The organism is Streptomyces sp. 4N124 (assembly GCF_052245395.1).
In the GTDB taxonomy this organism is placed as follows: Bacteria; Actinomycetota; Actinomycetes; order Streptomycetales; family Streptomycetaceae; genus Streptomyces.
In genome coordinates this window covers 42,590-56,397 of the sequence record NZ_JBQQBS010000021.1, presented here as the reverse complement: position 1 = coordinate 56,397, position 13,808 = coordinate 42,590, and the positions used below count along the sequence as shown (strand labels likewise).

Below are 13,808 nucleotides of genomic sequence, written 5' to 3'. Positions count from 1 at the left end.
GCACTGCGCTTCAAGCGGGTCACGAGCCCAATGTGCTGGACGAGCACGCGGAAGAGTCGGGCGGCGTTGCCCAGCCCTCACAGGTCCCCGAGGTTGAGCCGTCGCGCCTCCTCGGCGGCACGCTGCTCCGATGACGCCTTGGTGTACCTGTCGAGCATGTCCCTGCGGCTCCATCCCGCCATCGCCATGAGCCCCCCCTCGGAGCCCCCCGCTGCCAGCCAGCGGGTCGCCGCGGTGTGGCGGAGCTGGTGCGGGTGGAAACCTATGATCCCTGCCTGCTCGGCGCGGTAGGTCAGAGCGCTGTACAGCCCCTGGTACGAGAAGTTCTTTCCGCGGTCGCCGAGCCAAAGCGCCGGCGAGGCGGCGAGGCGGTGGGTACGGCGGACCCGTATGTACCGGTCGATGGCCTGTCCCGTCTGGGAACCGAACGCCACCATGCGTCCCGTGCCGCCCTTGCCGCGGCGGATGACCGCGAGGCCTGCCGAAACGTCGACGTCCCCGACGACCAGGCCCACAACCTCTCCTGCGCGGGCGGCGGTCTCGGCCATGAGGCGGATGATCGCCGCATCGCGGCGGTCGCGCAGGTCCCGGCCAGCACACTTTTTGAGCATGGCCCGGAGCTGGTCGTCGCTGAGGGCGTCGACAACCTTCACATCCAGCTTCGGCGGCTTCAGGTTCTGCAACTGGTCGGTGTCGATCTCGCCCTCATCGGTCAGCCAGGCGGAGAACCGGCGCAGCGCAAGCTGCCGGGATCGGGCGGTGGCCGGCTCGGCGCCACCCTCGATGAGTGCCGCCACGAAGGCGTTGACGGTGGGGCGGTCCAGAACGGGTGGGGTGCCGGTCGCTGCGGCCCATCTCAGGAAGGAACGGACGCCGTCCGCGTACGTCTTCAAGGTCTGGGCGGACTTTCGCTCGGCGGCCAGATGGATCACCCAGGAGTCCAGAAGCTCACGTATGCCCGTTTCATTCATGCCGCAAGCATATGCCAGGGCGGTGAATTGATATCTGGGCTAGGAGCGCTGTGGTTGGAACAGAAAACGCCCCCGACCCGCAAAGTGCAGGTCAGGGGCGTTCGGTGGGACTTGGCTCAGTCGAGGTAGTCGCGCAGCACCTGCGAACGGGACGGGTGGCGCAGCTTCGACATGGTCTTGGACTCGATCTGGCGGATGCGCTCACGCGTGACGCCGTACACCTTGCCGATCTCGTCGAGGGTCTTCGGCTGACCGTCGGTGAGACCGAACCGCATGGAGACGACGCCCGCCTCGCGCTCGGACAGGGTGTCGAGGACGGAGTGCAGCTGCTCCTGGAGGAGCGTGAAGCTGACCGCGTCGGCCGGGACGACGGCCTCGGAGTCCTCGATGAGGTCACCGAACTCGCTGTCGCCGTCCTCACCCAGGGGGGTGTGGAGGGAAATCGGCTCGCGGCCGTACTTCTGGACCTCGATGACCTTCTCCGGGGTCATGTCGAGTTCCTTGGCCAGCTCCTCCGGGGTGGGCTCGCGGCCCAGGTCCTGGAGCATCTGGCGCTGCACGCGCGCGAGCTTGTTGATGACCTCGACCATGTGCACCGGGATACGGATGGTGCGGGCCTGGTCGGCCATCGCGCGGGTGATCGCCTGGCGGATCCACCAGGTGGCGTACGTGGAGAACTTGTAGCCCTTGGTGTAGTCGAACTTCTCGACCGCGCGGATCAGACCGAGGTTGCCCTCCTGGATGAGGTCCAGGAAGAGCATGCCGCGGCCGGTGTAGCGCTTGGCCAGGGAGACCACCAGGCGGAGGTTGGCCTCCAGGAGGTGGTTCTTGGCGCGCCGGCCGTCCTCGGCGATGATCTCCAGCTCGCGCTTCAGCTTGGGGGCGAGCTTGTCGGCGTTGGCCAGCTTGTCCTCGGCGAACAGACCGGCCTCGATGCGCTTGGCGAGCTCGACCTCCTGCTCGGCGTTGAGCAGCGGGACCTTGCCGATCTGCTTGAGGTAGTCCTTGACGGGGTCGGCCGTGGCACCGGCCGCGGCGACCTGCTGCGCGGGCGCGTCGTCCTCGTCCTCGTCGGACAGCACGAACCCGGCACTCTCGCCGCCCTCGGGCTCCTCGCCCGGCTTGGCTTCCTCGAGGACTTCCTCTTCGCCCAGCTCGGCGTCGTCCTTCTTGGCGCCGGCCGTGGTCTTCTTGGCCGCCGTCTTCTTGGCGACGGTCTTCTTCGCGGCCGCCTTCTTGGCGGTCGTCTTCTTGGCAGCGGCCTTCGTCGCCGACGCCTCGTCCTCGACGGGCGGGTCGACGACGGGTGCCGTCGGGGTGGCGGTGGCGGTGGCCTTCTTGGCGGTCACCGTCTTCGCCGCGACCGTCTTGGTGGCGGTGCGCTTGGCCGGACTCTTCGCTGCGACGCTCTTACGGGTGCGCTTGGGCTCCGCGGCACTGACCATCAGCGTCACACCCTCTTCCTCGAGGATCTGGTTGAGGCTGCGCAGTACGTTCTTCCACTGAGTGGCCGGAATCTGGTCAGCTTCGAAGGCCCGACGCACGTCATCGCCGGCGATCTGCCCCTCAGCCTTTCCCCGCTCAATGAGCGCCATGACAGAGACGGACTCGGCGATCTCCGGCGGGAGCGTACGGGATGTGCTGGCCGACACGAACAACCTCTCGGAACGTTGGAAAACGGCTTCCGGCCCCGTCCACGGCGGACAGGAGCCGACCGCCGACTTGGGGATGAGCCGACGGTGCGGGCGGGGGCCGGGAAGATGCACAGCGCCTTGAACGGCGTCCGTATTCCCTCCGCGGCTGTCACCTCTTAGGTCATCGCACTGTTCCCACGAGCGTTACGCCCAATCTGCGTGGCCCGAGTCACACCCCGTAAGCGCTCAAAAACGGTCAGACGCGGACAGAGGGGGTCACTCGTGCCTGTGACGGACCCATACCGCGTGCCTTTCCGCTCGATCGCGCCGTCGGACCCCGCAGGAACCCGAGGGGTCCTGCGGGGTCCGACAGGGGGCGGTCCGCCGACCGGCATGGCCACAGGAGGGGGAGGCAACCCCGGTCCGCGCCGCCCGTGGTGCGCGTCAGTGCTCGCGCGGCGCGGGCACCACGCGCTCCACCTCAGGGTGGACGGTGAGCAACTGGCGCATCGCGGCCTCGGCGGCCGGGCCGTCGCCGGTGGCGAGCGCGTCGACGATCCTGCCGTGATGCGCCAGCGACGTCTCGTTCGGCCTGTCACAACCCGTGACGGGGCCGCCGGAAACCTGGAGGGCGGCCGACACGATCCCGGAGAGGTGCTCCAGCATGCGGTTGCCCGCGACCTGGATGAGCAGGGAGTGGAACTCGGCGTCCGCGCGGGAGAAGGTGAGCGCGTCCCCTTGCCCCATGGCGTGGCCCATGATCTCGACCATGTCCGCGAGCCGCTGCTGGACGTCCTCGCGCCCGTGCCCGGCGGCGAGGCGCGCGGCCAGCGGCTCGATCGTCCAGCGCAGTTCGCTCAGCTCGCGTCGCTGGTCGTCGCGCTGCGGCCCGAAGGCGCGCCATTCGATGATGTCCGGGTCGAGGAGGTTCCAGTCACTGACGGGACGCACGCGCGTGCCGACGTTCGGGCGGGCGCTGACCAGGCCCTTGGCCTCCAGGACGCGGAGCGACTCACGGACGACGGTGCGGGAGACCTCGAAGCGCTGGCCGATCTCCTCGGGCACCAGCGGACGGTCGGCGCCCAGATCGCCCGAGACGATCATCTGGCCGAGCTGCTGGACGAGTTGGCCGTGCAGCCCGCGTCCGCGGCTGCCGGCGGCGCGCCGGCCCACCCGGCCCAGCTCCGGATCGGCGCCGTCCCAGGCGGAGGCCCCGACACGGTCGGCGGGGGGCGCCTCGGCGTAGGGATAGCGGTCGAGTTCGCCCGGGCCGGCGAGACCGGAGTCTGCGGAGCGGGCGGCGGTCATCATGGTGTGCGCAAGGGTACTCACGGAACCTTTGTCGGCGCCGTCTCCAACTCCCTTGAGGTCTTTGGTGAAAAGCACACGAAAGGGTGATCGCTCACCCCGTCGCAATTGACGCCTTATCGGAAAGAAATGGGCTTTCCCCGGGGGAGTTGTGCGCAGGGCCGGATCGGAAAGGCTCGGATGGTCGTCATCGGACCCTGCTACGCAGGGTCGTGAGCAGATATGCGCAGAGCAGGACGGACAGTGACAACGCCAATGCGCCGCCCACGGGTTGACCCACCACCCGGGCCGCTGCGGCCAGATATCGCTCTCCGCCGAAGGGCCACTGCATAAGGAGCACCTCGCGCAGTCGCATGGGAAACCCGGCCGCCGTTCGCACAGCCGGTCCCTCCAGGACCTTGTGTACGAGAGGTACGACGAGAATCGGTACGGAGACCACGGCGGCGAGCCCGGCCGTGGTGGACCGGAAGATACCGGCGGACAGCACTCCGGCCCAGGCGCAGCCGACCACGAGACCGAGCCAACTCGCGCTCAGCGACAGCCAGTCGGCGGGAACTTGTGTGAGCTCCCGTCCGTATACGAGATAGAGCGCTTCGGCGTTGCAGCCGACCGTGAGGAAGGCCAGCAGCAGCGCGGTGGCCGCGTTGACTAGGAGTTTGGCGGCGAGCAGCCCCAGTCGGCGGGGCACGGTGCCGCGGTCCGCCGCCAGGGCGGGGTGGCGGAACTCGTCGCCGAAGGAGAGCGCGCCGAGCAGTCCCGCGCCGAGCGCCGCGGGCGGCAGCGGCAGTTCCTGCGGCCACGCGGCCAGCAGACGCGGCTGGGGAGTGTGGCCGATGCGGGCCAGGACTACGGCGGTGAGGACGGACACAGCGAGTACGACGGCCCCGGTGATGAACCCCGTGCTGATTCCGGCGGCGCGGCGCAGCTCGTAGCGGAGCGGGCGGAGGGGACTGGGCGAGGGGCGCACGGAGATGGGGGGCGGCAGCGCGGGCGGGGTGTCGAGGGTGCGGGCTTCGCCGGAACTGTGGGAGCGCGCTCGCGCGCGGCTGGCCGCGACGCGCGTGTCGTCGGAGCCCTGCGCTCCCGTGGTCGTTTCGGTGGAGATCTGCGGCTCGTCGGCCGAGGGGGGTGACGCGTCGACAGGCTCGGAGGGGGCCTGTGGTGCGTCGACACCTGCCCGGGGTGCGTCGTCTGCGTTCCGCGACGCGTCGAGAGGCGCCCGGGGCGCGCCCACGGCGCTCTTCGACGCATCGAGCGGAGGCCGGTGTGCGTCCGCGGAGTTCTGCGAGGCGTCGAGTGGCGCTCCCGGTGCGTCCCCGGTGTCAAGCGGCGCCGGCGATGCATCCCCGGCGTCCAGCGACGGTTCAGGCGGCGCCGAAGAGTTCTCGGTCTGCCGCGGCACGTCCGGTGCGCGATCGGCCGCGACCGGGTGCGGTTGGCGGGAGGTTTGCGGTTCCTGCGCGGGTACGGCAGCCGCACCGGCCCCCATGTCCCCGATCTCATCGGCCAGTTGATGTACGAGGATGCCGTGGCGGAACGCGGTCTCGCCGACGTCGGCGCAGGTACTGCCGTACACGGAGAGCCGGTTGCCTCCCTCGCGCACGACCTCGACAGAGCGCTGCCCAGTGCGGGCCTCCTTGGTGAGCAGCGCTGCGAGGCGCACGGCGTGCGGGCTGCGGACGGCGACCCGGGGGCGGAGCCGGGTGCGGGCGAACTCGGCGGCCTCCTGGTCTGCGACGAGCCTGCCTTGCTCCAGCGTGACGACGCGGTCGGCGGTGCGCGCGGCTTCCTTGGGGTCGGCGGTGGTGTGCAGGACCGTGCCCCCCTGGGAGGCATACGCGCGCAGCATGGCGTGCAGCCAACGGATCTCGCGGGCGGTGAGGCCGTCGGCGGGTTCGTCGAGCACGAGCGTGTGCGGGTCGGAGAGCAGGGCACAGGCGAGGCCGAGGCGGCGGTCCATGCCGCGTGAGAGGGTGCCGAGACGCTCGTCACGCAGGCTGACCAGGCCGACCACCTCAAGGACCTCGTCGGCGCGGCGGACGGGAAGGCCCGCGGCGGCACACAGCATGCGAAGGTGCCCTCGTACGGTCCGGGCGGGGTGTCCGGGTACGTCGCCGAGGAGTACGCCGACTTCACGCGAGGGATGGGCGATACGGTGCAGGGGGCGGCCTCTGAAGTAGGTGATTCCGCGGCCCTGTTGAAGTTCGAGCATCAGTCTGAGCGCCGTCGTCTTACCTGCCCCCGGCGCGCCGAGCAGCGCGGTGACGTGGCCCGCGCGCGCCTCGAAGGTGACGTCGTCGACGGCGGGGGGAAGCTCCTTGCGGGGGTTGCTGGTCAATCCGAAGACCTCGATCACCCGAAGCAAGATAGCGCGCTATGTCCGGTTTTTCGGGCATGCCACAGCCTGCTGACCGGCGGTGGTCGGCCGGATCGGACTTCCGTTCGCCCTTCGCTTCCCGTGCCCGGCGTCACACCTCGGGGCGCAGCATCGGAGGGTTGAGCAGCGTGGCGCCGCCGGCCCGGAAGAGCTGGGCCGGGCGACCGCCCTGGCGTGTGGTGGTGCCGCCCGTGGGGACGAGGAACCCGGGTGTGCCCGTCACCTTGCGGTGGAAGTTGCGCGGGTCGAGCGCGACGCCCCACACCGCCTCGTAGACACGGCGCAGCTCGCCGACGGTGAACTCGGTGGGGCAGAACGCCGTGGCCAGGGAGGAGTACTCGATCTTGGACCGGGCGCGCTCCACACCGTCCGACAGGATCTGCGCGTGGTCGAAGGCGAGCGGCGCCTCGGGTTCGCCGTCGCGGCCGTAGCCGCTCTGCTGCAGCAGTTCCTCGACCGGCGCCCACCGCGCATTGCTGGCGTCGCCACCCGCTCGTGGGGCCGGCAGGTCGGGGGCGAGCGCCAGGTGCGCGACGCTGACCACCCGCATCCGGGGATCCCGCTTGGGGTCGCCGTACGTCGCGAGCTGCTCGAGGTGGGCGCCGTTGTCCTGGACGGGGACGGCCGGATCATGGGCGCGCAGCCCGGTCTCCTCGGCCAGCTCACGGGCCGCCGCCTGCGCCAGGTCCTCGTCGGCCCGTACAAAGCCTCCAGGGAGCGCCCAGCGCCCCTGGAACGGCGGTTCGCCCCTGCGTACCGCCAGCGCGCACAGGGCATGGCGGCGCACGGTCAGCACGACCAGGTCCACGGTGACGGCGAAGGGCGGAAAGGCTGACGGGTCGTAGGGCATGCGGCGATCATAGTCGTCTGCCTGACGATAAACACTCCCTTCGTCGGCCGCATCGATCGCTGATCCACTTTGGCTCGGTATGGGCTTCACCTTGCTCTCCCGGCAGTCGTGCGGTGCCGCTGCATACGAGGTCACCTTCCCAATTGCAGCTGGTCGGCCGCCTCCTCGACCATGGCGAGGCCGAGTCTGCTGACCCGTACGGAGAAGGGGGCGTCCGCCACACGCAGTCCGGTCAGGACGACCTCTCCCAGGGGAGCGGTGCCTATGGGGCGCAGGGTGACCGTCCCGGCGGGTGCGTCGGGACGGATGCCGGCGAGGGTGGTCAGCAGCAGCACGCCGGCAGCCGCGGCCGTGGCAGCTGGGCGGCAGGCTGCGGGGTGCGGGAGGGGGGCGCTCCCGTCCGTGCGCTGCTCCCCCGCGTACATCTCGGGCAGCCGGTGGCCGAAGGTCTCGGCCGCGGACAGCACGCCCCGCAACAGGGCTCCCGCTTCCTTCTCGTACCCGGCCGCGGCCAGCCCCGCCACCGCGACGGCCGTCTCCTGGACGCGCACGGCCCCGCTGCGGTGGCCGAACGAGTTGTACCCCGGGTCCTTCGCGCCCAGCCCGCGCAGACCCCAGCCCGAGTCCAAGGCCGGGCCCCCGAGCAGCCGGGCGAGCTGTTCGGTCTGCACCTTGTCGAGCAGACCGGCTGCCTGCCGGCCCCCGCCGCTCAGGCCGGTGTCGAGGAGGTGGACGGCGGACGCGCCCAGGTGCGGCACGAGCCGGCCGTCCGGGCTACGCGCGGCCGCCGGCCGGCCGCCGCCCAGGTCGTCGACCCAGAAGTCCGACCGGAACGCCGTCCGCAAGGCCTCGGCCCACTGCCGCAGCCCCGCCCCACCCGGTCTGCCGGAGTCGTCGAGCAGATCGGCGCCGAGCAGTGCGGCGCGGTGGGCATACGCCTGCGTCTCGCAGCGGAACGGCCCGCCAGCGTGCGGGCCGCGCAGATACGTGCCGTCGCCCACCGTGGTGCGCAGCCAGGTCAGACAGCGCTCGGCAGCCGGGAGCAGTTCCTGTGTCTCATGTTCGGACAGGCCCCAGCGGCGGGCTTCGGCCAGGAGCACGGGGAAGAGGAGCGTGGCTTCCGTGCCCGTGCAGGCCGGCGGCAGATGGGGGCCCGCGTCCCGTCGCGGGCCCGGGATCATGCCGAATCGGGTGCCCGGGCCGTCGAGCTGCGTGCGGGCGAGGGTGCGCAGTGTGCCCGCGGCCAGCCGGGTGCCGAGGGGGAGCGTCATCCTGGCGGCGGCCAGTGCGTCCGCCGGGGCGAGGCCACAGCGCCACGGCACGCCGGCGGCCAGGTGCGTGTCCACCGGGTGGGCGGGGTCGCGCAGCAGCAGGGACTGGAGGTCCTCGATGCTCGTGCGCAGGAGTGCCTGCACTCCGGGGTTGTCTCCGGCCGCCCGGGCGGGTGACAGGGGGCTCGTCGTCGAACGGCCCACGGCCCGGAGGGGTCCCGCTCCGTCGGGTCGTACGCGCAGCTCCACGCTCGTGCTGCCGCCCGGGGGCAGTTCGAGTTCCCAGCGCAGCAGCCCCGCGGAGGCCAGTGCATCGTGCGGCGGTGGGTCGGCCGTGACCGAGGACTTCCCGGTGGCACAGGACCAGCGCAGGCCACAGGCGTGGACGCTGGCCGGCAGTTCGTGCCCCGCGCTACCGCTCGCGATCGTGGCCAGATCGGCCAGATCCGTGCCGAGGGCCACCTCGACGGGCAGGCGCAGTGGGCGGAGTGCCGCACTGTGCAAGGTGATCCGTTCCGTACTGTCCGCGCCGCGGAGGCGCTCCACGACAACCTCCGGGTCCGGACCGGCGTGCGCGGACGTGCGCAGGGTGCCCACGAACCGGGCGGTGTCGGCCGCGGTCATCCTGGCCTGCACCGCGAGTGGCTCGCGGCCGGCCACCCGAACCTGGCAGCGGGAGAGCACACGCCGGCCAGCGCGGTAGAACCCCTCCAGCCCGCGACCGGTCAGCTGCCCCTGTTCCGTGGAGATGGCGAATCCGGGGAGCGCGACGCAGACCAGAGCGGTGTGGGCGGGCGGCAGGTCCAGGGGCCGACCCGAGATCGGCAGCGGAGCGGCGCGAGACGGGATCGTGGCCGGACCGCGTGTCTGAGCCTGGGGCTGGGACGGTGCCCAGCCCTGCGAACCGCTCGGGAACGCGGACCTGCGGGCGCCGGCACTGTCCGCGCACGACAGTGGACCAGTACCCGGAGCGGACCCGCCGTGCGTACGGCGCTCGTCGTCGACAACGGTCGTGGGCGGAGTCAGCTGATGCATGGGCGGCTCCTTCTGCGCTCTGGGCGCCTCGGGCGTGTTGGCGCCGTGCTGGATGCGTCCGGAGTGACATGGGTGGTGCGGCGGCCATGCCCGTCCAGGCGTTCCGCCACTCAGGTGAACGGCATAGGGCTGTTCGGGGTAACGCCCCCGGCAGGGCGACTGGAGCGAGTGATGGCGGACTGGGCCGCCCAGGGCAACCTGCCCCGGTTGTCGAACCGTCCTCACTCGGCTGCTGCCGTCCGTCCGAGTGCAGCCGCCCGTGCTTCCGCTCACGTGTCTCCCTCTTGGCTGTCGCTCTTGGCGTGCAGGTCTCCCGAATTGCCGGTGCCATGGGCCGCTCCCTTGGCTGAGACACGTGTGCGCATGCCGCCCACACGAGCAGTCGCCGGGCGCGTAACCCCCGCAGCCGTCGTGCTCGGCCGGGAGGGCTTCGGCCTCGGCTCTCGCGCCTTGGGCTTCGCGGAGCGAGGTGAGTCGTCGCTTGCACTCGCGGGCCGTGCACGGCGTCGGCGGCGTGAGGCTGACGCCGATGTGGGAGCGGCGCACGGGTCCGGCCCGGCGGCCTTGCTCAGCGTCGGCTCCTGCGTGACCTCCACGCTGCCGGCTCGCATCGGCTCACGACCCTCGCGTTCCGCACGCAGGCAGCGGCGGATCGACTCCGGGTCCAGCCCCTCGTTGCAGGCCTGGTGCAACAGACGGGCGAAGAGGTAGCCGGGGTCCGCGCCGAGCGCCATCGCTAGGGCTTCCCTGGCCTCCAGGTCGTCTCCCGTCGACCAGGCGACCCACCCGGCAAGCGTGAGCGGCGCCGCGGCGTGTTCGCTGTACGGGCCGACGCAGCGGCGGGCCAGGGCTCGCCAGAGGCGCAGCGCCGGACCGGCCTCGTCGCCCTCCATCCACTCGGCCGCTCGATCACGCGTCGTACGGTCCTGCAGGCCGAGAATCAGCGTCGCGGCTTCGTCGTGTCCGAGCAGTCCGTCGTCGCGCAGGTCGGCCCTGACCGTGCCGGACACGGACGGGGCTTCGGCCATACGACTCATGACCCGCCGGGCAAGATCGAGCGTCTCCCGGGCCACACCCGCCCGGCTCTCGTCGTCGAGGATCCGGGGGACGAGGCTCATTCCGGCGGCGTCCAGAGCAACCTCCTGCTCCAGAGCGGCCGCGGCTTCCCAGGGCAGGAGCCTGGCCCGCAGTTCACGCAGGGAGCCGCGCACTTGGAGGCCCGCATACGTGGCGGCGGCGGCCAGCACGGAGGTCCCTGGCAGGCCCATGGGCGTGCCCTCAGGCGGGCAGCATTGCCTGTTCACGCAGCAGTACGACCAGAAACGGCCGTCCGAGATGCACAGTGCCTCGATCACCGGCACGTCCAGCAGACCGCACTCGACGCGTAGCCGTTGGGCCAGCGCCTGCAGTCGCTCCATGACCTGGCGGCCGGATTCCCCGTTCGCCGGTTCCTGGCAGACGTAGGCGACCAACTGTTCCGGGCGGGCACCGCGGCGCTCGCTGCCCGTCACCAGCCCGTGGGCCAACTGCCGGGCCGCGGACGGCCAGTCGTCCGGGTTCGCGGGAATGCCGAGTCGAGCCCGGCCGCCGAAGCGTCCGCGGCCACCCCTGTCGTGGAGGGCGACCAGGACGACGCTGTCCTCTGGGCGGTAGCCGAGCAGATACGGCAGGGCGTCGGCCAGTTCGGCCGGGGTGCGGAGGGTGACCTGGTGCTCGCCGGGATGGCCGTCGTACACGTCGGGCCGGTTGTGCGCGTTAGGGGCGCTGTACGCCTCGGGTGCGTCGCACCCATCAGGGCCGTGGGGGACACAGGCATCGTCGGGGCCAAAGGCCTCATGGCCTCCGCCGGGCTCGTCCCTCGCGCCGTGCGCATCGAGCCCCTCGCGCCCGGCCATGTCCTCGTTTTCAGGAGATCCAGTCGTTTCGCTGTGGTTCGTCATGCGCCGACGATCTCCCGGATTACGGGCCTCCGCTTCGGCCTGTGGATAAGTCCGACCAGGGACACGTCAATCCGATCGGAGAGACCCTCATCGTCCACAGCCGGCCGGCATTGTCAGCGCCGTCCTGTTGTATGGGAGGCATGGAGCACACGAGCAACGCGGATCTCCGGGCGGCCGCCGACGCGGTCCTCGCCCGCCTCGTCGGGGACGCCACAGGCGCGGCCAGGCTGCGCGAGGACCAGTGGCGGGCGATCGAGGCGCTGGTGGCGGACAGACGCCGCGCCCTCGTCGTCCAGCGCACGGGGTGGGGCAAGTCGGCGGTGTACTTCGTCGCTACCTCGTTGCTCCGCGCCCGGGGCAGTGGCCCCACCGTGATCGTCTCCCCACTGCTCGCGCTGATGCGCAACCAGGTCGAGGCCGCGGCCCGTGCGGGGATCCACGCGCGGAGCATCAACTCCTCCAATACCGAGGAGTGGGACATGGTCCAGAGCGAGATCGCCGCGGGCGAGGTCGATGTCCTGCTGGTCAGCCCGGAGAGGCTCAACAATCCGGACTTCCGCGACCAGGTGCTGCCCAAACTCGCCGCCGCGACCGGACTCCTCGTGGTCGACGAGGCGCATTGCATCTCCGACTGGGGTCACGACTTCCGCCCGGACTACCGACGGCTTCGCACGATGCTGATGGACCTCCCGCCCGGTGTGCCGGTACTCGCGACCACGGCCACCGCCAACGCGCGTGTGACCGCCGATGTCGCCGAGCAGCTCGGCACCGGCGGCACGTCGGACGCCCTCGTGCTGCGCGGGCCGCTGGACCGGGAGAGCTTGAGCCTGAGCGTGCTCCGGCTGCCGGACGCCGCGCACCGGATGGCCTGGCTCGCCGACCACCTCGACGAGCTGCCGGGCTCCGGCATCATCTACACGCTCACTGTGGCCGCCGCCGAGGAGGTCACCGCCTTCCTGCGACAGCGCGGACACACCGTAGCCCCGTACACGGGCAGGACGGAGAACGCCGATCGGCAGCAGGCCGAGGAGGACCTGATCGCCAACCGGGTCAAGGCACTGGTCGCCACCTCCGCGCTCGGCATGGGCTTCGACAAGCCCGACCTGGGATTCGTGGTGCACCTTGGCTCGCCATCGTCGCCCATCGCCTACTACCAGCAGGTGGGCCGAGCGGGACGCGGCGTCGAGCACGCCGAAGTACTCCTCCTCCCGGGCAAGGAGGACGAGGCGATCTGGGAGTACTTCGCCTCGCTCGCCTTCCCGTCGGAGGACCTCGTGCGGCGCACGCTCGACGTCCTCGCGCGCGCGGAGCGGCCCCTTTCGCTGCCCGCTCTGGAGCCGTTGGTGGAGCTGCGCCGGTCCCGCCTGGAGACCATGCTCAAGGTCCTCGACGTGGATGGGACGGTCAAGCGGGTCAAGGGCGGCTGGATCGCGACCGGGCAGCCGTGGACGTACGAGGCGGAGCGGTACGACTGGGTGGCCCGGCAGCGCAAGGCCGAACAGCAGGCGATGCGGGAGTACGCGTCGGCGACGGGCTGCCGTATGGAATTCCTGCAACGCCAGCTGGACGACGAGGGAGCCAAGCCCTGCGGACGTTGTGACAACTGCGCGGGCGCGCGTTTCACCGCCGACATGTCCCCGGCCGCTCTGGACGCCGCGCGCGACGACCTCGGGCGGGCGGGCGTCGAGGTGGAACCGCGCAGGATGTGGCCGACCGGGCTGCCGGCGATCGGCGTCGATCTCAAGGGCCGCATTCCCGCCGGTGAGCAGGCCGCGCCCGGAAGGGCTCTCGGACGGCTGTCGGACATCGGCTGGGGCAACCGGCTCCGGCCGATGCTGGCCCCGCATGCCTCGGACTTCCCGGTACCGGACGACGTGGCAAAGGCTGTCGTCGGCGTACTGGCGGACTGGGCCAAGGGGCCCGGAGGCTGGGCCCCGGGGGCGACGGACGCCCAGGCGCGTCCCGTCGGTGTCGTCACCATCGCCTCGCGCTCCCGGCCGCAACTGATCAACTCCCTCGGCGCACACATCTCGGAGGTGGGCCGACTGCCACTGCTGGGCTCCGTCGAGTACACGGGCGACGGGTATCAGGTCTCCCGGAGCAACAGCGCCCAGCGGCTCAAGGCACTCGACGGCGTGCTGACCGTGCCGCCGGCCCTCGCCTCCGCTCTGTCCGGCGTCGGAGGCCCCGTCCTCCTGGTGGACGACTTCACCGAGACCGGTTGGACGCTCGCGGTCGCAGCCCGCCTGCTCCGGCGTGCCGGCGCCCAGGGAGTGCTACCGCTGGTCCTGGCAGTCCAGGGTTGATCACATCCATCGCGAAGGGCGGCTCCATGCACGCGTGCGCTGGCGGGAACGGTGGCCCCGAGAGCCGCACCGCCAGGCAGGCCGATTGCCTGACCCCCTCTCCTCAAACGGCGTCC

At 71.4% G+C, this 13,808-nt stretch carries 8 protein-coding genes; 1 reads left to right on the top strand and 7 read right to left on the bottom strand.

Annotated elements, in window-relative coordinates; genetic code table 11:
* Positions 1 to 77 precede the first annotated feature (77 nt).
* The 7 genes from ACTWQO_RS22100 to ACTWQO_RS22070 all read right to left on the bottom strand — a co-directional run bounded on the left by ACTWQO_RS22100 (position 78) and on the right by ACTWQO_RS22070 (position 11,386).
* Positions 78 to 971 (bottom strand): tyrosine-type recombinase/integrase, encoded by an 894-nt coding sequence (locus ACTWQO_RS22100; protein WP_443239059.1) that lies wholly within the window; start codon positions 969 to 971, stop codon positions 78 to 80.
* A gap of 116 nt (positions 972 to 1,087) precedes the next feature.
* Positions 1,088 to 2,623 carry an RNA polymerase sigma factor gene (locus ACTWQO_RS22095; protein ID WP_443239058.1) on the bottom strand — a complete coding sequence of 512 codons (1,536 nt, stop codon included), beginning with the start codon at positions 2,621 to 2,623 and terminating at the stop codon, positions 1,088 to 1,090.
* Between the two features lie 426 nt (positions 2,624 to 3,049).
* Entirely contained in the window at positions 3,050 to 3,937 is an 888-nt protein-coding gene (locus tag ACTWQO_RS22090; RefSeq protein ID WP_443239057.1) for a FadR/GntR family transcriptional regulator, read from the bottom strand.
* 163 nt (positions 3,938 to 4,100) lie between these two features.
* Complete coding sequence (locus tag ACTWQO_RS22085; protein WP_443239056.1) at positions 4,101 to 6,269, bottom strand: ATP-binding cassette domain-containing protein; 2,169 nt, start codon at positions 6,267 to 6,269, stop codon at positions 4,101 to 4,103.
* Positions 6,270 to 6,381: 112 nt separating this feature from the next.
* Positions 6,382 to 7,140: an NUDIX hydrolase gene (locus tag ACTWQO_RS22080; protein WP_443239055.1), complete on the bottom strand. Its 759-nt coding sequence runs from the start codon at positions 7,138 to 7,140 to the stop codon at positions 6,382 to 6,384.
* 131 nt (positions 7,141 to 7,271) lie between these two features.
* Complete coding sequence (locus ACTWQO_RS22075) at positions 7,272 to 9,446, bottom strand: glycogen debranching N-terminal domain-containing protein (protein ID WP_443239054.1); 2,175 nt, start codon at positions 9,444 to 9,446, stop codon at positions 7,272 to 7,274.
* A gap of 269 nt (positions 9,447 to 9,715) precedes the next feature.
* The gene (locus ACTWQO_RS22070; RefSeq protein ID WP_443239053.1) at positions 9,716 to 11,386 is read right to left on the bottom strand and encodes a DUF4192 domain-containing protein; all 1,671 of its coding nucleotides are present in this window, start codon (positions 11,384 to 11,386) and stop codon (positions 9,716 to 9,718) included.
* Positions 11,387 to 11,526: 140 nt separating this feature from the next.
* Between ACTWQO_RS22070 and ACTWQO_RS22065 the strand changes: the two genes are divergently transcribed.
* Complete coding sequence (locus ACTWQO_RS22065) at positions 11,527 to 13,692, top strand: RecQ family ATP-dependent DNA helicase (RefSeq protein ID WP_443239052.1); 2,166 nt, start codon at positions 11,527 to 11,529, stop codon at positions 13,690 to 13,692.
* Positions 13,693 to 13,808: the final 116 nt, after the last annotated feature.